The following is a 21,110-nucleotide window of genomic DNA, read 5'->3' on the forward strand; positions in this document are numbered from 1 at the left end:
GCCTCAAGGTCGTCGGCCTCGCCGTCCACGGCGACTCGCGCGGCTGGTTCAAGGAGAACTGGCAGCGCGCCAAGATGTGCGCGCTCGGCATCCCCGACTTCCGCATCGTCCAGAACAACATCTCCTACAACGACAGCCGCGGCGTCACCCGCGGCATCCACGCGGAGCCCTGGGACAAGTTCATCTCCGTGGCCCGCGGCTCGGTCTTCGGCGCATGGGTGGACCTGCGCGAGGGCAGCGAGACCTTCGGCAAGGTCTACACGACCGTGCTCGACCCGAGCAAGGCCATCTACGTCCCGCGCGGCGTGGGCAACTCCTTCCAGGCCCTGGAGGACGGCACCGCCTACACCTACCTGGTGGACGCCCACTGGTCCCTCGAATTGAAGAAGACCTACACCTTCGTGAACCTAGCCGACCCCGAGCTCGCCATCGAGTGGCCGATCCCGCTGGAACAGGCCACCGTATCCGAGGCCGACCTGAACCACCCGTACCTCAGGGACGTCGTCCCCATGGCGCCCAGGAGGACGCTCGTCACCGGTTGCAACGGCCAGCTGGGCCATGCGGTGCGCGCGCTCGCCGGGGAGCGCGGTGTCGCCAAGGACTTCGACTTCTGCGACATCGACACCTTCGACATGTCCGACCCGGCGGCCTATACGCAGTACGACTGGTCGCTCTACGGCACCGTGATCAACTGCGGCGCCTACACGGCCGTGGATAAAGCCGAGACCCCCGAGGGCCGCGCCATCGCCTGGAAGGCTAACGCGACCGGGCCGGCGCTGCTCGCCCGCACCTGCGCCGAGCACGGCATCACGCTCGTCCACGTGTCCTCCGACTACGTCTTCGACGGCACCGCCGAGGTGCACACAGAGGATGAGCCCCTCAGCCCGCTTTCCGTCTACGGCCAGACCAAGGCCGCCGGCGACATCGCCGTGGCCGGCTGCCCGCGCCACTACATCATGCGCTCCAGCTGGGTCATCGGCGAGGGCCACAACTTCGTCAAGACCATGAAGGGCCTGTCCGACCGCGTCGCCGACCCCGAGGACGGGCTTGGGCAGATCACCGTGGTCGACGACCAGCTGGGCCGCTTGACCTTCACGCGCGACATGGCCCAGGCCATCTTCCACGTGCTGGGGACGCACGCCCCCTACGGCACCTATAACTGCACGGGCTCCGGCGCCGTCAAGTCCTGGGCCGACATCGCCCGCGCCGTCTTCGAGGCCGCCAACGGCAACGGCGACAGGGTCGTGCCGGTATCGACCGCCGACTACTACGCCGGCGCCGAGGGCCCCGTCGCCCCGCGCCCGGTCCACTCCGCGCTCGACCTGTCCAAGCTCGAGTCGGTCGGCTTTCACATGCCCGACTGGGAGGAGGAGCTGGCTGTTTTATTTATTTAGTTCGTTAATTTTAGTTTCATATTTGGAGTGACAATTGATTTCATATTCTTCAGGAAAAATAGGTTACACACGGCTATTAAATACCAAGTTTGAAGATATGATTTATTATATCGCATTTATAGCTTATTCGTATTCTTGTGCATTCGGTTTTACGACTGCTGAGTCTTTGCTCGGACTGCCTATAAGTGCATTGATTATTTCACTCCAAGTATTTGCTCTTTGCTGTTTGGTATTAAAAATCTTCCGTCAAAAAATGAACGGCTTCTCTTGGGTATCTTTTTTTCTTATTGTTGCAATTGGTTTTATTTCATGGAGATGCTCTGGGGAGAACTACTTTCTATGGCTTGCATTATTCGTGCTTTGTGGTTTGGGCGTTGATATCGAGATACTTGCTAGAATTTCTTTGTTTGTTTCAGCTTCGGCGATTATATTTGTGTGCGTATTGTTGAATGCCGGGCTTGTTCGCGATGTGTTGATTTATGGAACAAATGGAGTTCGTCATTCCTTGGGATTTGTCCACCCTAATACATTAGCAAGGTATCTTGTAGTCGCTTCTATTTCCTATTTGGTTTCGCATTATAAGGGCTCTATATTTGCTAATCTTGCAATGGCTCTTTCATGTGCGTTTATAGCTCAGACGGTGACTGGCTCACGTACAGCGGTTTTATTATTGGTGTTTCAAGCCATTTTACTTGTATTTTTTTCGCGTGTTCAAAATATTGAGCTGAAGTTAGTGACTCTTAAAGTGCTTTTTGTCGGTGCTTTAATTTTAATAATTGCTAGCTTCTATTTTATGATCTGTTACAACGTCCAGGCTCCATTGCATAATCATCTTAATTTACTTCTTAGCGACAGACTGGCATTGGCAAACAAGTATGCAGAAGTGGCCCCATTTACCCTTTTTGGTCGTGACTTTTCTTCGTTAGCCTTCTTCGGTCTTCCTTTGACTTTCACCGTTGACAATGCATGGTGCCATTTATTTTTAAGAGAAGGAATTATTCCTACTGCTTTATTGCTTGCTGGAGTAATCGCGTTGATTATTCATGCCATTCTTTCTAATCGTATTGACGGTATTTGTCTCGGTTTGCTTTTAATGGTTTTTTATTCATGTTCCGAGACAGTCGGAATTATGGTCGATTCAAATTATTTTTTGATTGCAATGGCTCCTATTGTGCTTGGCAATCATTTGACCATCGGAGGTTCAATGTTTTATCCGCGCGACAAGAGCATTGGTGAATAGAGGATTTCTAATATGAAAACTAATAGGATTACTTTTATATTCCACAGCTTTTCTCGCGTGCCTTGGGGCGGAGCTAAAATGGTCTTCATGTATGCGAACTATCTTTCAGATCATGGCTGCCTAGTTACTATTTGTTTCGATTGTTTAAATACGATGAATAGAGGTTTAGTTTTCGAGCCTATTAGGCGGTTGTTGTGCCGGTTGGCTGTTTCTGTTGAGCCAAGATGGTACCCCCTAAATCCTTCGATAAAAAAACAGTGCATTTTTGGTATAAAGGATTCTGAGGTTCCTGATTCTGACCATGTTGTTGCAACGGCAGCTGAAACTGCTTATGGCGTTTCTAGTCTCAGCAATAGCAAGGGCAAGAAGCACTACTTTATCCAAGGTTTTGAAAAATGGGGCATTTCTGAGAAAGATGTGAGAGCATCTTTTAGATTTGGAATGTCAAATATTGTAGTTTCTGATTGGCTTTTTGATCTCGTGCAAAAGGAATCCGGTGTAAAGCCCACTCTTATCAAGAACCCAATTGACGCGACTGTATTCTATGAAGAGTCAATAAAAAGAAATAACAATGCGGTCGCAGTCCTTTATCACGAAGGGTCACATAAAGGATTCGATGATTTATGGAAAGCTTTAACAATGGTTCATGAAAAGAATCCTGAATTAGTTGTTAATGCTTTTGGCACACCTGCCAGACCTTCGTGGTTTCCCGAGTGGGTTGTATATACGCAAAACGCAACCCAGAGCGAGCTGAGGAAGATTTACAGTTCCTCGCTTGTATATGCTTGCGCAACAATTAATGAAGGATTTGGTCTGACATTAGCTGAGAGTATGTTTTGCGGCTGTGCTCTATGCTCAACCGATTTTTTGGGCGTTCATGAATACGCGAATACCAATTGCGCACTTATTTCTCCGGTTGGTGACTATTCCGCGCTAGCAGATAATATTTGCAAGTTGCTTTTAAATCCCGATTACGCGTTGACCTTAGCTGCTAAGGGCAAGGCTTACGCTATGTCTCAGTGTTCAATGCGAAAGTCGTTTAATGCGCTTGAAGAAGAGTTTTGTCTGAAATAGAGGAGGAATCGCTTATGCGTATCAATGGTCATGCGACATGTAGCAGCGATATGCGAATATGCAATTTTGATTCCAGTTCTGACACTCAAGATACATTCTTAACAATTATTATTCCTGCGTATAACGCTAAGGATACCATTGTGCGAAGCGTTCGAAGCGCTCTTGCAATTGGTCCCGTTCTCTCTAAAGTAATTGTTGTTAATGATGGCTCCTCAGATGGGACCCGCAATTTGCTTGAGCAGTTATCGAAAGATGATTCTCGACTTCTTGTTATAACTCAAGACAATTGTGGTAGATCTATCGCGCGAAATGTTGGCTTTGCAGCTTCATGCAGTGACTGGGTGATGTTCCTTGATGCTGATGACTATCTATTTCCAGGCGACTATAAAGAATTAATTTTGGCTGCTGAAAAAAAAGACCTTGATTTAGTTGTCTGCTCCTATCTTCAGCCGAATATTGTAAATAGCAGCTCTTCCGATGTATGTCAGGCAGTTTCTGATATGAAGGTTGTGCACAGCGGGGCTCTCTTGGATGCAATGATAGATGGTTTATATAGTGAAACTATTGATAGGTCGTTATACGAATTAAATGCCTCTTGGGCCCGTTTGTATCGAAGTGCCCATATTAGGCAGCTTGTTGATCGATTGGGTGATGATTTGGCACCCTTCCCTATAGGACTGAGGTTTTCCGAGGATAGATTATTTAATTTAGAGTATCTTTGGCAGCTTCACGATGGTCGTGTTGGTTTTGTACCATTTTGTTTATATTATTGGGATCTTGATAGTTCCTCAACATGTGCAAACGTTCGTCCTCGTGACACAGACTCTCTTGTTCTTTTTGCCAACATTGTCGAACGGCTTAAGAATGCTTCTGTCTTTTCAGCCAAAGATGAGCATCTAATCGTTGGACGTGAATTCATGGAGCAATTCAAGAGAGCTGTTTTTGCGGGCTCCCAAAATAACTTAGTAAAGTCCTCGTGGCTGACTTCATTTGATAGGCAATGGCTTAGAAACCATTTATTGAATTTCCCAGTTGATTGTCTTGGAAAGCGGGGCGAATGGCGTGTTGCTGCAGCGTTACTGCCTATGGGTCATTTGAGTTTGGCGTTTGCAGTTTATGGCGCTATGACAACGTTTAATTCTTTATTTAAACGATTTTGTAAATTCATTGAAAGGTTATTGGGTAAATGAATGTTGGAATTATAACTTTCCATTGTTCCTATAATTTTGGTTCTGCTCTGCAATCGTTTGCAATGCAGGCAGCAGTGCAAAGACTGGGTCATGTTGCGTCTTTGATTGATTACAGAAGCAAAGATTTTGACCAGTATAGGTTGGTGCAATTTAAACACCCTAAATCCTTTATTAGATTCTGCATGCGTCCTGCGTCATATTTGAAACGTCGAAATGCGTTCCATTCTTTCTGGAAACGATTTTTTAATCTGACAAATAAATATAATGACAAAACTAGACATCGTATGGATGAGCTTGCCTCTGAGTTTGATTGTTTTGTCTGCGGCAGCGATCAGATTTGGAATCTTGATTGCACGAATGGCATAGTTAAACCGTTTTTTCTCTCGTTTGCTGGAGATAGACGTCGTGTAGCCTACGCACCCAGCTTGGCTCACACGTCGTTTAAACCTGAGAATTTTGATAAAAGAAGAGTCTCTGCACTTCTTTCAAAATTCGATTATCTTTCTGTGCGTGAGGAAGAGACGGTATCGCTCTTTCAGCCTCTTGTTGATAAGCCTATTGAGGTGGTGCTCGATCCCACTCTCCTCCTGAACGCTGATGACTACGCTGTGATGACTTCAAGGAAGCTCCTGGAAGACGGATATATATTCATGTATCTGCTGCGTGAATGTCCTGAGCTCGTCGAGAGTACCGTCTCAATGGCAACTGCAACAGGCAGGAAGGTCGCCTATATATCTGAAAATAACTTGGATATTCCAAATTCGGTTAACCTGTTCGGCGTTGGTCCGGAGGAGTTTGTTTCACTTATTGCGCATGCGGGCCTTGTTCTCACCAATTCTTTTCATGCAACTGTATTCTCAGTCATCTTCCATAAACCTTTCCGTGTATTTGCTACGGATAAATCTGGCGCTCGCATGCGCGACTTGTTGGGAAATATTGGGCTTTCTTCACGTTGCGCTAATGCTATATGTGTCGACGATATTGTTCCCTGCGATTGGGACGATGTGGATTCTCATCTGGATTCTCTGCGGGAGCATTCCTGGTCCTATCTTAGAAAGGCGCTTTCGTAATGGGGGAGACGCGCCGACTTATTAAAAACACTGGCATTATCGCAGTGGGTGGAATGGCAACTAAGCTCGTTTCATTTCTTCTTTTGCCGCTCTATACTTCAGTTCTTTCCACTGGCGATTATGGTACCGTCGATTACATCAACACTATTGCTCTGTTTTGCGTCCCTGCCGTTTCCTTGCTTATGGATGAAGCGCTGTTTCGGTTCCTCATCGATTGCCGCACCGATGAAGATCGAGCTAAAACCGTGACGGCGTCTTGTGCTGTTCTTCTTGCTGGTTGCGTGTGCTTTACGGTTTTAGCGATTCTGGTCTGGCTGTTATTTAAGCCTGAAAATCTTGGCTGGGTCGTTGGGCTTGTTGTTGCAGGGGCGCTTCTGCAAATGGCTTCTGCGGTCTTGCGTGGCTTCGGAGATACTGTGGGATATTCCGTCATGAACTTTACCGCGAGTGTCCTAACTATCGTGCTCAACGTTCTGTTTATCGCCGTGTTGCGTTGGGGCGTTGTGGGCATGCTTTCTGCCACGGTCATTGCACAGGGCGTTGTTGCCCTTTCTTTCATGGTCATGCGAAAACTCTGGCGTTATATCGATCCGTCGTCTTTCTCCATTATTTATGCTCGAGACCTTTTGCGGTATTCATTTCCGCTCATTCCCAACAAGGTTTCCTGGACTATTAACAACCTGCTGGACAGGTTAATCATCATGAACACGCTCGGGGCTTCCTCCGCCGGCGTGTACGCCGTGTCCTACAAGTTCCCAGGCGTTATGGACCAGGTGTACGGATTCTTCTATCAGTCCTGGAAGGAGAGCTCGGCGCGTGCTCTTAACTCTGATGAGGATGAGTCGGCTTTCTACAACTCTGTGTATCGCGCGCTAAGGCGTTTCATGATGAGTGTTGTTCTGCTTATGTCTGCGCTTATGCCTCTCGTGTATGGCATCCTGATCAAGGGCTCATTCGGCGAGGGCCTGTTGTATGTGCCGATATTGCTCTTGGCCACATATTTCAGCAACATTTCCGGCTTTTACGGCGGTATCTTTACCGCGCATAAGGAGACTGGAATTATGGGTACCACCACTGCGGTGTCTGCTGCTCTTTGCGCCGCGCTGTGTGTCCTGCTGATTCCGCACTTCGGTCTTTATGGCGCATCTGTTGCAACACTCTTGGCGATGATCGTGGTGAATGAGTACCGTAGAATCAAGGTCGCTAAGTTTACGAAGCTTGTCGAAGACCGTTTTGAACAAGTTCTGACTTTGGTTTCGATTGTCGGCGTGTTCGTTTTTTATTATCTGTCCGCCTACGGTGCGGGCTTTTTGTGCGCGATCGCCTGCCTGGCAATTGCGCTGGCTTTTTCCGTTTATATGAATGCCGATATTCTGCGCAATCTTATCTCGGCCCGCAAGTAGGGGGATAACTGAATGTCTATCGTGAAAAGGGGCGAAGTCCCCACGCTGTTTGAGTCGCCGTCGCATTGCTGTGGATGCGGGGCGTGTGCCGCCGCTTGCCCGAAAGGCGCCATCACCATGTCTGAGGGCAAGAACGGGTTTGTTCTTCCTGTAATTAACAGCGAACTCTGTATCGGTTGTGGCACGTGCACGAGGGCGTGCGGCCTCAACCGGGGGATAGGCTCTAATTCCGTCGGACCGTTCTTTGCCGCTGCTGGTAGGGACGATGTCTCGGAGTCCGCCTCCGGCGGAGTTTTCGGTGCCGTTGCGCGTGAGCTTATTTCTTCTGGCGGCGTCGCATATGGTGCTTCCTATGAGCGTGAGGGGAATACGCTTCGAGTGTTGCATAGTCGTGCGGCAAGCGTTGATGAGCTGTCTCCGCTTCTTAACTCAAAATATGTGCAGAGCGATGCCGGAGTTTGCTTTGCCGATGTTAAGGCGGATCTTCGTGAGGGCAGGCAGGTCCTGTTCTGCGGAACGCCCTGCCAAGTCGCTGGCCTTAGGGGTTTCCTCGGACGCGATTATCAGAACCTGACAACCGTTGACCTGGTCTGTCACGGCGTCCCTTCCGGCCGCATGTTCGCGGACTGCGCTGAGGACTATGGCAAACAGCTTGGGTCTCCCGTGGTTGATTTCCGGTTTAGGTGCAAGCGCGAGGGGTGGGGTCACTCCCTTCTTCTTCTTCTTCTTGAGGACGGAAGAGAGGTCACCATTCCTGCGGCAAAATCCCCCTACTACGACATGTTCTTGAACCTCAAGACGCTTCGCGACAGCTGCTATAGGTGCCCCTATGCAGGGAGATTTCGTGCTGGCGATCTTACCATCGGCGATTTCTGGGGCGTCGATGTAAACAGGCCCGATGTTCTGAAGGATGCTGAGAGGTTCAATCAGATGAAGGGCGTCTCCTGCTTGCTGGTGAATAACGATCGCGGTAGGAAGTTCATTGAGACCAGCAATGCTCTGGATTTGTTCCCTGTTGAGTTTAAAGATATCGCTAAGGGTAACGACCAACTCCGCCATCCGAGCGCGCTTCCCAAGGATAGGCAACTTTATATTGACGCATATGCCAATGGCGGTTGGAACGCCATAGAGCGACTCTACAAGAAACGTGAACGTGGAGTTGCGTTTTATATCAAATCTATTGCCAGGAGATTGCTCCCATCCTCGTTAATTAATTCAATTAAACAAGTGGTGGGAGACGAAGCGAGGCGTGTCAGTTAAGAGTGAGGTTTCATGGATATGTTAACAGTTGACCAATTGATTCGGGGGGCTGTCAGGCAATCTTCTCCCAATTGCGAGCATAGCGCACAGGGGAAGCGCGTAAGGAATTCGAGCATTGAATTGCTGCGAGTTATTGCGATGCTTATGATTCTCTTGCATCATTTTGTGGTTCATAATGCATTCGATGTGAGTAGGATGCCCGTAAGCTTGCCGAAATTTATTTTCTACATGTTATTTGCTTCTGGCGGCAAGATAGCAGTTGTTATCTTTTTCAGTATCTCCGCATGGTTTTTGCTTGATGGCGATTGGTCAATTAGAGCGTGCTGGAAGAGGGTTTGGCTTCTTGAACGTGAGTTAATTTTTTGGAGTGTCACTCTTCTTGTCTTCACCTTCTGCTTCAATAAAAATGATTTTGGGATTAATTTAGACAAGAGAAAAAAGGATAGCTATATTGTATAGTTTCTCTAATAATTTTAGAGCAATGAATTTATCACAGGTACTTCGTCTTTTCATTGTAAAAGTACAATCGTGGAAAGCACTAATATTGGTACTTTGATTTTGTGCATTATGCACAAAATATGATAGCAACAAAGAGGTCATATATAAAATAGAAACAAAAATAACTTGACATTTAATGAAATATATGTTATGTAGAGGTTAGCAAAAACAGTACGTGACATAAAACTATCAAAAAGTAAAAAAGAGAAAGGAGGTTTATCGAATGAGAGCAAAGAAGTTGAGAACGAAAGTAGTTGGTCTTGTAGCAGCAGTTATGGTTGTCGGCGCTCCACTTACAGCGTGGGCTATTGATGTAGCGGGTGGAGATTTGTACTACAATGGAGGGCAAACAGACACCATTGTATATTCCGAAATTGGGCGTAAAGCAGGTATTAGTCGCAACTACATGGTAAAGGCAACTGTAAAGGTCGGCGGAGATACATATACCAGTGGATTCAAGTCAAACTACGCTTACAAAGATGCAAACAGAGTTTGGTGGGCGAACGAAACATCTTATTATGATTATTATCCATATTAAGTAAAATAGTTCAAACACCTAGGGCGGGGTTATTTGTACCGCCCTATTTTATACATTTCTTCAAAGAAAGGGGCGTATGTTATGAAAAAATTTTTAAAGATTTTTATTTTCCTTGAAGTCATACTCTTTGCATATATTTTTAATACTTCTATTTACAACATTTATGAAAAGAATAACATTGCTACTGAGAATTTAAAAGGGTATGTTTTAGAAGAAACATCGCCAGAAATTCTCGACAAATTTTATACAATATTTACAGAAGAATATTCTCAAAATAAATTAGAACTCATTAACAATACGCTCACTTCCACAGATAAATCTGTTTATGATTTATATTGCTATCCATTAAATGAGTTTACACAAAAACAGCCTATATCTTCCTCTATTTTGTTTCAATATCATGAATTGCAAAAGGAAGATTTTTTAGATAGTGTTGGTGTATTCTATACAGATTTACCAGCTAACGCAATTAAAGAGATAGCTTCTCAACTGTCCGTCGCAATAAATAACTTTGAAAATGACGCTATTCCGTATAGTATGGTATTAGAATTGAATCTTCTGAATTTTGTAATCTTATTTATTGTACTTCAAATCATATACTGTATTTATACGTCTTATAGTTTGAAAAAAATAGGTATTAAAAAAAGCATGGGCTTTTCTACTATACATATTTTAAAGGAGCAAATTACCAGTGTAATAAAATATTTTGCTGTAATATGTTTAGTATTACTGTTCTTGCTAAATTTATATTACGCATTAACAAACAGATATGATTTTTCTTATTTAGCAACAAGTGTACTGTTCTTTATTGGTGTTTTAGCTATAAATATACTTTGTGTTTTAATTACAAGTATTTTAATTAAGTTTGTTTCTTTAGAGGCAATGATAAAAAATAAGACTTTAAATAGCGGCACAAATATTGTAGTTCAGGCTATAAAAATAATTTTTTCGGTAATAATCGCTATCACTATTATTTCATTGCTGAATCAGGGGAACTCATTTAGACAAAGCCAACAAGCTGTTTTAGATTATAAGTATCTGGACGGATATTATACCGCTAATGGTTTTAATTCATCGGAGTATGATTATGCGTTAGCAAACACAGACATATTAGAAAAATATTCTGAACAAACATTAGAGATGTATAATCATAACCATTCACTACTATGTGATTTTAGGACAGACGGTGGTTTGCAGACATCACGCCCCTATTATGAACAACAGCTTGTTATTGCAAATAGAAATTATCTGAATGAATTTTCAAATATCCAGCTCAGTGGAAAACCATTGGGAGAAGATATATTTAGTGAACCAACAGTATTAGTTCCACATAAATATAAGAATGATGAAAATTCTATTAGCGAATATATTAAGCAAGAATATTTCCGATTGATGAATTACAATCAATTTTATGGAATACCGGGAGAAGAAAAAACTATTGATAAATTTAATGTTGTTTATATAGACGATGATTCTACGATAAAAGTCAATACAGAAAATGGTTTTTCGGATATGGCTAATCCTATTATCATTGTTGATACGGGCAATTTTGCAGGACTTTACTATTTGGATTCTTTAAATACAAGGTGTTTATTTTTTCAAATGGAGTCAAGAGAAGATTTTTCTTCTTTGTTATCAGAATATGATTTAGAGCAATTAGTTACAGCTGGAACATTACTTACACCTTATTTAATGCAACTTGAAAATGTGACATTCGTTCTTAAAACACTCACTATGTTTACGATTGTCTTTATAGTGTCTTTACTGTTTATTTTGTATATTTCAAATTATGTGGACATTTTTGTAAATCGAAAGAGATATGCGGCAAAAGAGATTTTAGGATTCTCTCATTTTAGGACACTGAAAAATCGGTATATTTTTTGGGGAATCGAAATAATTATATCAGGCGTATTAACTGCTATAAATTATTATTTTGCTTGCCTTTTTGCGATTATACTTATTGACTACATATTCTGCGAATTGCTTTATAGAATTTATATCTCAAACGCTTTATATGAGATTGAAAAGGGGGCATAAGTATGTCATTGATTACATTAAAGAACGTCAAAAAAGAATATGGGAAAAATCAGGTTCTATTTGAAAATTTATCTTTAGAAATAGAAAAAGGCGAATTTGTGGGGCTTGTAGGGAAAAGCGGGGCAGGTAAAACGACACTTTTAAATATAATAGGATTGATTACTGATATATCCGAGGGAACAATCACTATTGATAGTCATAAAAATTTGTCCATGAACGGTAAAAATGCTATGATTTTGAGAAGATATACAATAGGCTATCTATTTCAAAATTATGGACTAATAGAAGATGAAAGCGTGTTGTGGAATTTAAAATTAGCTCTTGAATATAAAAAAGTAAAAAAAGAAGAAAAACTGAAACTAATCAATAAGTATTTAAAGCAATTTGAGCTAAGTGACATGCTTAACAAAAAAGTATATCAGTTAAGCGGTGGAGAGCAACAGCGAATTGCAATTATTAAATTGATTTTGCAAGGAAGTCAGATTATATTAGCTGATGAACCAACTTCTGGACTTGATAAAGAGAACGAATTGATAGTGATGAAACTTTTGAAAGAATTAAATGAAAAGGGCATTACTATAATCATGGTCACTCACAACATGAATTTGTGCGATTGTTTTTCCAGAGTTATAAATGTAGAAAACTTTAGATAGTTTGTTAAAGGGAGATACGCGGTTTTATTATACGTGCAATCTCCCTTTATATTTCGTCATATCAAGACTCATATTCAATTATGGTAAATTCGTGGTAAAACACTTATTTTTTCAAGTGATGAACAGCCCTTAAATGCTGTATTTATGCGGATAATCGGATTTTCTATATCAAGTTTAAATTAATCTTACGTAGCTTTTTACCGATTTCATCTGGGCTTTGGTGGTACGCGACGTCTTATGCTTTATTTTTATTATTTATGCCATTCTTGACGACCGGGCTACGCGCCCTCAAGCGAAATGTGCATTTACTACTTTGTTGTACCTTAATTTTAATATACGGCATTCTGGGTCTCGTTCCTGGCATTCATTATTCTTTTGGTGATATCAGCGTCGCGGGTGTCTTTGGTTTTATTTATCTATATATTTTAATTTGTGCTCATAAATGGTATTTACCTGACTTATTTATTAATAATCCGGTTTTTTTTGATAATAATCGGCGCTGTGCCCATCTTGATTAATGCTGTTGTATGTGTTAAAGTCCCATCATTTGGTGTAAACGGGCAGATATATTTTGCTGATAATTGGCGGTTGCCCGTAATACTAGTTGGATACGGCTTATTTCACCTTTTTAATGGGCTACATTTCCGTTCTAAGCTAATCGATAATCTTGCCAAATCTGCATTCGCGGTATATTTGATTACTGATTATCCGGCTATGCGGTCCTTGCTTTGGACGAAACTTTTTAGCATCGATAAGGTTTATGCGCGGCCCATTGATTTGATAACAATTTTATTGCTGCTGTTAGGTATTTACACTGTTTGCACTTTGCTCGATTTGGTAAGACAAAAGTTATTTTCCATATCTGTAAATCGAAATAATGAACGGCTGTTCAACAGTATATTTGATTACATGTTGAGGCGTTTTGAAGTGTGATCCATTTCCGATCTCAGGTGGGTCATTTGGTGTACTTGTTTATTCAGAAGCCACGTTGAGCACCACTGAATCTCGCGATTGTTCTTAGGCGTTCGGTGCCGACGTGGAGCTAGACGCTGTTATGTTGTTAGCTATCGATCTTGCTGCTTTTTACATGCTAGTCTCAACGATTGCAAGACGGGTAGTGTCGAGAAAGTTGGTGTAGAGCCCGATCCGAAGCGAGTCGGCCCGGCGTCCTGGAACCTGGAACACGGTTGATATCCTATGCCGCCTCGATCCTGTCCGCAAGCTCGAGGCCCGTTTCGATCATCTTCCTGGCTTCCGCCTCCAGCCGCGCCCAGTCGACCGTCCCGTCGATCCTGCGCGTGCGGTTCTCGTCGTAGAGCTCGCCCATCTTTGCCTCCGAGAAGCACCTCGACTCCTGCCGCATCTCGTCCTGCTCGCACATGACCGCGCGGCCAGACGCACCAGCGATGCCGTCGAGGGGAATGTCTGCACCACCCTCGGCCAGCGCTTTATCTCGCGGTTCGTCCGCTCCTGGACGCTGTTGGTGGCCCGTGGCCGCGTCGCGATCGAAGGAGTGGGCCCCGGGGCGGGCTGACAGCGGGCAGCCGGACGCGGAGTCCGACACGCCCATGCCGTGGTCGATCGCGGAGGCGAGGCGGTGCGCGCTGTTGTCTAAGACCTTTTCTTATGCTGCTATTTTGTATTCAGCTTTCAGGTCGTACTTAGCGCACCATTTGTTGTTCGATTCTTTTGCGACGTTGGATGCCACCAAAAGCTTAACCTCTTAGTCGCTCGCCTTCCACTTCCTCAGATTCATCGCATGCGCAACAACTTCGTTCTGAATCTCCGAAATACTTAGCGGGAAGGACTGGTTATTAGCATCAATTGACAAGCTCTCTTCCTTGGCATCAAGGTACTGCTGAATGCGGTCGGCATACTTCTCGGCCCATTCATCGGCCTTGCCTTTTCGCACAAAGTAATTGTTGGATAGGGCGGTCGAGCGGTAGACGTAGTCGGCCTTCTGGTAGTTAGCCGTGTGGTCGGAGTGGGCGATTGCCATGAGCTCGTCGGTCAGGCCAAAGTACAGATGGCGCTGGTCCAGGTCTCCGTACCAGTGGTCGCTGGTGTCGTCCCAGGTTAGGTCCATCTGACACCATTTGCCGTCGATCTTTACGGCGTTCCAGGTGTGGCCGTTGCCTGTAATGCGGCCGTTGGCGATGCCCGCGGCGTCAAGGAGCTTGGAGTAGATGCGCTGGTAGCTCTCACAGGTGCCCTGGTGGCGCGTGAGGCCGCTTTCGGCCGAGCACCAGTTGAGGCTGTGGTCGTACTCCAGCTGGTCGAGCGTCCAGTCGTGGAGCCACAGCGCCATGTCGTATTCCGAGCCGTCTGTCTGTTGCCTGCATTGGGCTACGGCGTCGTTGACGATCTGCGTGACGCTCGGGCGGGCGGCGTCGTTTACGGTCACCTCCGCCGTGGTGCGCAGGTAGTAGATACCCTTGTCGTTTTGGGGGTCGTATCTGTCGTTGTCCATAAAGTAGAAGTAGATGCGGTACGTGCCCGATGCCGTGAAGTCGAAGGTAAAGTCGTGGCCCGCGGTGCCCAGGCTGTAGTAGCTGCCCCATGCCGCGCGCGACGGGTCGCAGACGCTTTCCTGGCTGCCGCCGTCCCAATAGGTGGGCACGTCCATGCGCGCCTTGGCCTGGGACGAGCCGTTGGTCTGGGTTACGTGGAAGGTCGTCGCGGTGCCCGCGGGGGCGTCGTTCCACGAGACGGTGAAGGTGACGCCGTTTTGGGTTGCCGTTGCTGAGTGGGCGTAGCCGGTTTGTGACGTGGTGGAGATGGCCTCGGGCGTGGGGTTGGCTTGGGCTCGGAGGGATGGGGTGGGGGCTGTGGTGGCCGCGCCGGTTGCGGCGGCGGTGCCGGGGGTGGCGGTGGTGCCGTCGGCGCTTTCCGTGTTGACGGCGCTGGTGCCGGTGGATGTTGCGGCGCCGTCCTCTACGGCATCTGCTGCCGCGTTTGCGTTGGTGCCGTCTTCGGCCTTGCCTGTGTCGCTGCTCGTGGTGTCGGCTTGCGCCTGCTGCCCGGCTGTTGCTTGAGGCTGGATGGCTTCCGCAATGGCCGCCATGGGCATCGTCGCGCCGACCATGGACGTGCACGCGATCGCGCAGAGCAGGTAGTAAAGGGGTCGTTTAATAGCGGAGCCTCTCGGTGAGCAGCCAATAGGGTCCGAAGGCAGCTCCAGGCCAGCACTCCGCACATATTTTATTGGGGTTTATTTTACGGGAACCCCAGTCAACATCAGCGAACTTTCTGGGGAATGTTGGGGAGGGGTTGGTCCTCGGCCTCGCTGTGCACTGATGTCTTCGCCCTCGGCGATGTGCCCGTCGGCGAGGGGTGCGAAACGGCCATACTGAACAATGTCAATCCACCCGTCTGTGCATCCAGACTCCTGGATTATGCACATCGGGATTTTCACGGTGTTGTCGGCGATATTGTCTCGCGGACCGTGCGCATGCATTAGATGGGGAGGCGTTTGTATCTGCAGAGGCGCACCAGCATTTTCGAAGCGATTGCCGTCAAGACAATTGGGTGTGCATCAAGGCACTGTTAACTGCATGAGCCGATTTCTTATAACCTGTTTAAGCAAAGCAAGAATGGGGAATAAAGATGCCTGCCCATCGCGAGTTGGCGATGGGGTGCGCTACTGCCGTCAATATCGCAAACGACGAAATTCCGACGTTCGCAACATTGACGCCAGCGTTGCCTGCGGCTTGCTGGATAAGAGCCTCGATGGTCATAAGTACCAATTCCTCGCTTTCGTCTAGTATCGCATAGGCAAGCATTGTTTTAGGTGGCCGCGAAAGCGTTGGTTGCACTTGCTGCGCCTTTGATTAGCCTGTCCGGGGAGGGTTAGCCGCCGCTTGTTGATCCGGACAGGTTGATTTATTTGGGGGTATTTTGGCCGAGTTCGACATCGCTCGTATTCCTCGATATAGTTCCAAAAGTTCATATGCCCATTTCGATCATAGGGTCTCTTTTGCCGAAGTTCAGGCCAAGATTTTAGATCCAGAGTACATTTCCCATCACGCGTTCTACCCTCTAATTTCCAACGAGATCATTACTGTTCGGTATCGAGGAGGTAAGCGAAGCTACAAAGTTCGCAATATCTCTTATGCCTCGCATTTCGATCACCGCGTCTTCCAGTACTACTCTTATCTGTGGTCGGACTTATATAACAAGAAGGCTATTGCCGAAGAGTTTAATGAGGTTGCCGTAGCGTACCGCTCTTCGCTTTCATCAGACGGCGCCGTAACTGCTACTAGCAATATTTCTTCAGCTAAAAAGGCCTTCGATTATATACGCGAGCAAGATTTGGCTTTTGTGCTTACGGGTGATTTCGAGAGCTTCTTCGACAACTTAAATCATGCTCATATAATGACGTCGTTGCGTTCGTTGTTTCCCAGTGGACGCTTGCCTGACGATCACTATCAAGTCATTAAAAATATCCTCCGCTATTCGTGCTGGCCTATTGCTGATTTGGCTGCTCTACATGAATTGCCATGGCCATCAATCGATCCTATTCGGGAGAAAATGATCAGCGAAGTAGCTATCGAACTTCGGTTCAAGTCTATTCGCGAACTTAATAAGCTGGATGTTATCTTGCCAAAGTCTGAGTTTCTTGCAAATAAAAGTAAGGTCATTACCAGACCGTGGAAGCGAACGGGTATTGGGCTGGGAATTCCTCAGGGTCTTGCCGCAAGCGGAGTGCTCGCTAACATTTATATGGCCGATATCGATATGAAAGTCCGGCTTGCTGTTGAACGGGTTGGCGGCTTGTATCTTCGTTATTGCGATGACTTTATTGTTGCCGTTCCAAAGTCTGGCTTTGATGCACTTGTAGAAGCCATCAATCTAATGGCCGATGTCGATTCCGTTAAACTGCAACCAGAGAAAACCAAGGTGTTCCGGGTTGATGGCGACGGAGTTGCTCAGCTTGATTTTGAAAGCGTTCGTGCGGGTAAGGTCTATCCGTACTCCGGTGTACATCCGGCGCAGAAAGTCAGTTTCCTGGGGTTTGACTTTGACGGGCGCGTTGTAAGACTTCGACAGTCTACGGTTGGAAGGTACCACAAGCGTCTCCGTGAGGCGGCCACTGCGATCGGGCGTTCTAATCAGGGGGAGGGAAGGCACGCATCAAAAAAGCGCGTCTCCGCTCTGTATCAACATTATTCACCGCTTGGTATTAAGGGAAGAAGGTTATGCCCATCGGTTGACGCTGACTCTTCTGCATTTTTCCGCTACGGGAACTTTCTTTCCTACGCAGCGAGAGCCCAAAAGGCGTTTCCAAATGATCCGATTGCCCCTGATGAGGCTAAGATTTACAGTAAGATTAAACACTTGAGTGCTCGGTAATTCGGCTGTTATAGCTTCGGGCGATTTCGACTACAAAAAGCCGATTTATTAAAACCAATTGATAGTTGCCGGTCGCCGTTGCTCGGTAGCTCCATTCGTCTGTCCATGTGGGGCGCTATAATTCCCAAAAAGATAAGGGTTTCAATTATTAGGGGTTGGCTTGGCAAGTAATCTATCCGTGACGGTCATGGTTGGCAATGGATTTGATTTGTCAGCAGGGCTGAAGACAAGTACCACTAGGTTTATGGATTTCTTCTCCAAAAACCATGCTTCGGATGAAGGCCCAGTTGGCCGTTTGGCAGGCTGCATTGAAAAAGAAGGAGCGCAGGAGTGGTCTGATTTTGAGGAAAAATTAGGTGAGTACACTTCCAATCTTGAGGCTGACGAGGAAGACGCAGTTGGAGCCGCGCTTGATTGCAAAGAAGCAATAGATGTTGATCTTGCCGCTTTCATCGCATCGGAAGATAAAAGGGCAACCGATGAATTCATCGAGGCTAACTCCGAATCTGTAATAGCCTCTTTGGCATATTGGTACTCTGCGTTGCAACCTTTGGAAAGACAACGAATTCTTGGTTTCTATTCAACAGATTTTGTGCTGAGTGTTTCGATTGTCACATTTAACTACACTGCGTTACTTCCTCGCTTATTTAGCGCTGTCGAAGCAAACGGGTGCGCTGTCCCAGAGGATGGCTTGGGTGTTTCTACCATCTGGCCCATTCGACTTGTCCAAGCTCACGGTGCTCTCGGACGTGAACCCATATGCGGAGTTAATGATGTATCCCAGATTGGATCGGACGCTCTTTCCAAAAACGAAGATATTGCGTCCACCTTTGTAAAAGGCGAGATACAGAAGCTATTCGGTTCCATTGATGACCGTAAAGCAGAAGATTTTATTCTTGGGTCTAATATATTAATTATTTTTGGTTTGTCGCTTGGAGAGACGGATATACGCTGGTGGGAAACTGTGGTGAAGCTTCTAAGATCAGGTGAAAATCGCTTTGTTTTGATAGCTTCGACTGAAGCTGTATCCGCCAGAAGGAGCCCTGCGACTTTTCGCCGTTTTTCAAAAGAGCTTAAGGAAAAATTGTTGAGCCGCGGCGGCGCTAACGATGATGAGAAACGATCGTTTTCCGAGCGAATTTTTATTATCCCCGCCGGTTCAATCTTCAGATTTAAAAGCCATATTTCTGATGCTGATTAGGTCTGATTGCTTTTGCGTCTCGCTTTCGACAAGTTTTGGTTGTGCTGTCCCTAGGCTGGTATTCAATAAATTAGATAACTGTTAGTAGGGAAGCGGCTCGGGTACCTGTTTTGCCGGTGACTTCCGTTCCGATATAGCCGCCTCGATTAATGGCTGATTCATGGGAGGGCTCAAAGATTGATTTGGAAGCTTCGTGGCATTGGATTGACGGCTCCGAGTTTTCCCTTAAAGTTATAGCTGTGATGAGGCCTTGCGACGGTACGTCCGGCTTGGTCCGCGGGAACCGCCGAAAGGCGGTTTTCGCGTTTAAGGGGCTGTTTTCCAAAGGGTATTTGTCTCGTTTTCGCTTTGGGGCAGTGGGTTTTATCGCCGTTTTCGGAAGTACAGGAAAATCAGAAACCTCCGAGCGCAACCCGATTTTTACCAACAAAAACCGCAGGGCACAAATGCAAGACTGCGGCCTGGTCGAAGGCTCTCGGTTTTTCACCGCACTTCCGGAAGCTTTTGTTTCCGGCATGCGACAAGCTTTGGAACCCTTGAGCGCAACAGCTTTCTCGCGTAAAAGAACCGCAGGTAGACGCGTTGTGTCGTTCAGGTGTGATTGGCCTCCTATTCCTGCTGATATTGTTCTTGTCCTACTTAGCTGCTATAGTGGTTTTACCGCAGAGGTAAAACTATGGTAGGAGGTGGTCATGCAGGTCAATTACAGGAACCGACAAATCGAGAAGATCTGTACGAACGCCTCCGACGCTACTAAGAAGTACGGTAAACGAACTGCGGGTCTTATTCATCAACGCGTCGACGAGATCGGTGCCGCTGATTCCGTTGAAACACTCGTCCAGTATAGGATCGGGCGATGTCACCAGCTCGTTGGCGACCGTAAGGGCCAATTTGCGATGGACTTGGAACATCCCCTGCGATTGGTTTTTGAAGTTATTAGAGATTAGATTCAGATAGCGGAAATTCAAGAAATCGTTGACTACCACTAGCATGAGGTTTGTAAATAGGAGAATGCTTAAGAGGTGAGAGGTCATGGCAAGGAGCAAGACTTATATCGCAACACCACCAGGGGCTACCATAAAGGAGCAGCTTGAGTATCGCGGTATGAGCCAGCGCGAGTTTGCTAGGCGCATGGATTACTCCGAGAAGTTCATAAGCCAGCTTATAAATGGGCAAGTTGAGCTTACTCCAAATACTGCACATAGGCTCGAGATGGTGCTGGGCGTTCCCTCAGCATTTTGGATGAATCTTGAGGCGCGTTATCGTGAGAAGTTGCTGCAGGTCGAGGACGAAAATTCTATCGAAGAGGATAAGCAGATAGCCAGGAAGTTTCCTTATGCACAAATGGCCAAACTGGGATGGGTCGAGTCGACGCGCTCCGTGGCTGTTAAAGTGGTCGAGCTTAGAAAATTCTTTGAGGTTGTTAGGCTTGCGCTGCTGAATGAAGACCGACTTGCTCCGGGAATCGCTTATCGTCGCCAGAAGGAAACCGCTGAATCCGAATATGCACTTTTGGCTTGGGCCCAGAAGGCTAAGATCGATGCGCGAGAGATAACGACCAGTAAGATCAATGTTGGTAAGATTGAGGAGTGTATTCCCAAACTCAGAGAGCTTACGTCTATGGATCCTGCAGATTTTCAGCCAGCTCTTGTGTCTATGTTGGCTGAATGTGGGATTGCGACGGTCTTTTTGCCCCATCTTGAGCACACTTTTCTCAATGGCGCGACGTTCTATGACGGATCAAAGATTGTGCTCGCGCTCACGCTGCGCGGGGCCGATGCCGATAAGTTCTGGTTCAGTCTTTTCCATGAATTGGCGCATGTTATTAAAGGGCACATTGGACGAACGACTGGGACTACCGAAGAGGAGGAACGCACGGCGGATGCTTTCGCGCGCGATACCTTGATTCCACCAGAGGCATATGTTCAGCTCGTTGCTGGAAGCAAGACGTGTAGTTCCGTTGCGTCTTTTGCCGATGAGATAGGAATTGCCCCGGGAATTGTAGTGGGTCGTTTGCAAAAAGATGGGTATCTGCCATATAGCCAGTTGAATAGCCTCAAGGTTCGGTATCAGTTTGCAGAATAGAGGGCTCATCTCCGGGATCCCGTGTTTTCTATCGAGGTTTATCGTGATTGCGGGTGAAGAGCCGGCCGTGCGCAGTCGTGGCCGCTGGAAGTTACGGTAAGATGTTCTCAGTGAT

18 protein-coding genes are annotated in these 21,110 nt (G+C 46.4%); 16 read left to right on the plus strand and 2 right to left on the minus strand.

Features of this window, described 5'->3' with window-relative positions; translation table 11 throughout:
- From I2E45_RS06945 to I2E45_RS06995, 11 genes are all read left to right on the plus strand, one after another.
- A partial coding sequence (locus I2E45_RS06945) for a sugar nucleotide-binding protein (RefSeq protein WP_195445222.1) occupies positions 1-1,394 on the plus strand: 1,394 nt, incomplete at its 5' end.
- Between the two features lie 34 nt (positions 1,395-1,428).
- Positions 1,429-2,634 (plus strand): hypothetical protein, encoded by a 1,206-nt coding sequence (locus tag I2E45_RS06950; RefSeq protein ID WP_195445224.1) that lies wholly within the window; start codon positions 1,429-1,431, stop codon positions 2,632-2,634.
- Between the two features lie 12 nt (positions 2,635-2,646).
- Positions 2,647-3,708: a glycosyltransferase family 4 protein gene (locus I2E45_RS06955; protein WP_195445227.1), complete on the plus strand. Its 1,062-nt coding sequence runs from the start codon at positions 2,647-2,649 to the stop codon at positions 3,706-3,708.
- A gap of 14 nt (positions 3,709-3,722) precedes the next feature.
- Entirely contained in the window at positions 3,723-4,898 is a 1,176-nt protein-coding gene (locus I2E45_RS06960) for a glycosyltransferase family 2 protein (RefSeq protein WP_195445228.1), read from the plus strand.
- A complete protein-coding gene (locus I2E45_RS06965; protein ID WP_195445230.1) occupies positions 4,895-5,968 on the plus strand; it encodes a polysaccharide pyruvyl transferase family protein in 1,074 nt (357 codons plus the stop codon). The genes I2E45_RS06960 and I2E45_RS06965 overlap by 4 nt, the downstream gene beginning before the upstream one ends.
- Positions 5,968-7,371 carry a lipopolysaccharide biosynthesis protein gene (locus I2E45_RS06970; protein WP_195445232.1) on the plus strand — a complete coding sequence of 468 codons (1,404 nt, stop codon included), beginning with the start codon at positions 5,968-5,970 and terminating at the stop codon, positions 7,369-7,371. Before I2E45_RS06965 ends, I2E45_RS06970 begins: the two co-directional genes overlap by 1 nt.
- A gap of 12 nt (positions 7,372-7,383) precedes the next feature.
- Positions 7,384-8,631 carry a Coenzyme F420 hydrogenase/dehydrogenase, beta subunit C-terminal domain gene (locus tag I2E45_RS06975; RefSeq protein WP_195445234.1) on the plus strand — a complete coding sequence of 416 codons (1,248 nt, stop codon included), beginning with the start codon at positions 7,384-7,386 and terminating at the stop codon, positions 8,629-8,631.
- A 12-nt stretch (positions 8,632-8,643) separates the two neighbouring features.
- A complete protein-coding gene (locus tag I2E45_RS06980) occupies positions 8,644-9,090 on the plus strand; it encodes an acyltransferase family protein (protein ID WP_195445237.1) in 447 nt (148 codons plus the stop codon).
- A gap of 262 nt (positions 9,091-9,352) precedes the next feature.
- Positions 9,353-9,667 carry a hypothetical protein gene (locus I2E45_RS06985; protein WP_195445240.1) on the plus strand — a complete coding sequence of 105 codons (315 nt, stop codon included), beginning with the start codon at positions 9,353-9,355 and terminating at the stop codon, positions 9,665-9,667.
- 81 nt (positions 9,668-9,748) lie between these two features.
- Positions 9,749-11,704 (plus strand): hypothetical protein, encoded by a 1,956-nt coding sequence (locus tag I2E45_RS06990; protein ID WP_009321393.1) that lies wholly within the window; start codon positions 9,749-9,751, stop codon positions 11,702-11,704.
- 2 nt (positions 11,705-11,706) lie between these two features.
- Complete coding sequence (locus tag I2E45_RS06995; RefSeq protein WP_009243732.1) at positions 11,707-12,357, plus strand: ATP-binding cassette domain-containing protein; 651 nt, start codon at positions 11,707-11,709, stop codon at positions 12,355-12,357.
- A gap of 1,195 nt (positions 12,358-13,552) precedes the next feature.
- On the opposite strand, the gene I2E45_RS10510 is transcribed toward I2E45_RS06995, so the two are convergent.
- Positions 13,553-13,684, minus strand: a complete 132-nt coding sequence (locus I2E45_RS10510) for a hypothetical protein (RefSeq protein WP_267472640.1) — start codon at positions 13,682-13,684, stop codon at positions 13,553-13,555.
- Between the two features lie 396 nt (positions 13,685-14,080).
- The gene (locus I2E45_RS07005; RefSeq protein ID WP_195445242.1) at positions 14,081-15,421 is read right to left on the minus strand and encodes a transglutaminase domain-containing protein; all 1,341 of its coding nucleotides are present in this window, start codon (positions 15,419-15,421) and stop codon (positions 14,081-14,083) included.
- 833 nt (positions 15,422-16,254) lie between these two features.
- Here I2E45_RS07005 and I2E45_RS07010 point away from each other — a divergent pair.
- The 5 genes from I2E45_RS07010 (at position 16,255) to I2E45_RS07030 (ending at position 20,995) form a co-directional block, all read left to right on the plus strand.
- Positions 16,255-17,709: a reverse transcriptase domain-containing protein gene (locus tag I2E45_RS07010; RefSeq protein WP_195445243.1), complete on the plus strand. Its 1,455-nt coding sequence runs from the start codon at positions 16,255-16,257 to the stop codon at positions 17,707-17,709.
- 160 nt (positions 17,710-17,869) lie between these two features.
- On the plus strand, positions 17,870-18,910 hold the full coding sequence (locus tag I2E45_RS07015; RefSeq protein ID WP_195445246.1) for an AbiH family protein: 1,041 nt from the start codon (positions 17,870-17,872) through the stop codon (positions 18,908-18,910).
- Between the two features lie 149 nt (positions 18,911-19,059).
- Positions 19,060-19,593: a hypothetical protein gene (locus I2E45_RS07020; protein ID WP_195445248.1), complete on the plus strand. Its 534-nt coding sequence runs from the start codon at positions 19,060-19,062 to the stop codon at positions 19,591-19,593.
- A gap of 9 nt (positions 19,594-19,602) precedes the next feature.
- Positions 19,603-19,857 carry a plasmid maintenance system killer protein gene (locus I2E45_RS07025; protein ID WP_195445250.1) on the plus strand — a complete coding sequence of 85 codons (255 nt, stop codon included), beginning with the start codon at positions 19,603-19,605 and terminating at the stop codon, positions 19,855-19,857.
- 85 nt (positions 19,858-19,942) lie between these two features.
- A complete protein-coding gene (locus I2E45_RS07030; protein ID WP_195445252.1) occupies positions 19,943-20,995 on the plus strand; it encodes a helix-turn-helix domain-containing protein in 1,053 nt (350 codons plus the stop codon).
- Positions 20,996-21,110: the final 115 nt, after the last annotated feature.

This window comes from Collinsella aerofaciens (assembly GCF_015555045.1).
Lineage (GTDB): Bacteria > Actinomycetota > Coriobacteriia > Coriobacteriales > Coriobacteriaceae > Collinsella > Collinsella aerofaciens_W.

Bases quoted from the DNA above. Each gene is read 5' to 3' on its own strand.
- I2E45_RS06955 (WP_195445227.1), top strand. From the start codon at position 2,647: ATGAAAACTAATAGGATTACTTTTATATTCCACAGCTTTTCTCGCGTG.
- I2E45_RS06960 (WP_195445228.1), top strand. From the start codon at position 3,723: ATGCGTATCAATGGTCATGCGACATGTAGCAGCGATATGCGAATATGC.
- I2E45_RS06965 (WP_195445230.1), top strand. From the start codon at position 4,895: ATGAATGTTGGAATTATAACTTTCCATTGTTCCTATAATTTTGGTTCT.
- I2E45_RS06970 (WP_195445232.1), top strand. From the start codon at position 5,968: ATGGGGGAGACGCGCCGACTTATTAAAAACACTGGCATTATCGCAGTG.
- I2E45_RS06975 (WP_195445234.1), top strand. From the start codon at position 7,384: ATGTCTATCGTGAAAAGGGGCGAAGTCCCCACGCTGTTTGAGTCGCCG.
- I2E45_RS06980 (WP_195445237.1), top strand. From the start codon at position 8,644: ATGGATATGTTAACAGTTGACCAATTGATTCGGGGGGCTGTCAGGCAA.
- I2E45_RS06985 (WP_195445240.1), top strand. From the start codon at position 9,353: ATGAGAGCAAAGAAGTTGAGAACGAAAGTAGTTGGTCTTGTAGCAGCA.
- I2E45_RS06990 (WP_009321393.1), top strand. From the start codon at position 9,749: ATGAAAAAATTTTTAAAGATTTTTATTTTCCTTGAAGTCATACTCTTT.
- I2E45_RS06995 (WP_009243732.1), top strand. From the start codon at position 11,707: ATGTCATTGATTACATTAAAGAACGTCAAAAAAGAATATGGGAAAAAT.
- I2E45_RS10510 (WP_267472640.1), bottom strand. From the start codon at position 13,684: ATGGGCGAGCTCTACGACGAGAACCGCACGCGCAGGATCGACGGGACG.
- I2E45_RS07005 (WP_195445242.1), bottom strand. From the start codon at position 15,421: ATGGCGGCCATTGCGGAAGCCATCCAGCCTCAAGCAACAGCCGGGCAG.
- I2E45_RS07020 (WP_195445248.1), top strand. From the start codon at position 19,060: ATGGCTGATTCATGGGAGGGCTCAAAGATTGATTTGGAAGCTTCGTGG.
- I2E45_RS07025 (WP_195445250.1), top strand. From the start codon at position 19,603: ATGCAGGTCAATTACAGGAACCGACAAATCGAGAAGATCTGTACGAAC.
- I2E45_RS07030 (WP_195445252.1), top strand. From the start codon at position 19,943: ATGGCAAGGAGCAAGACTTATATCGCAACACCACCAGGGGCTACCATA.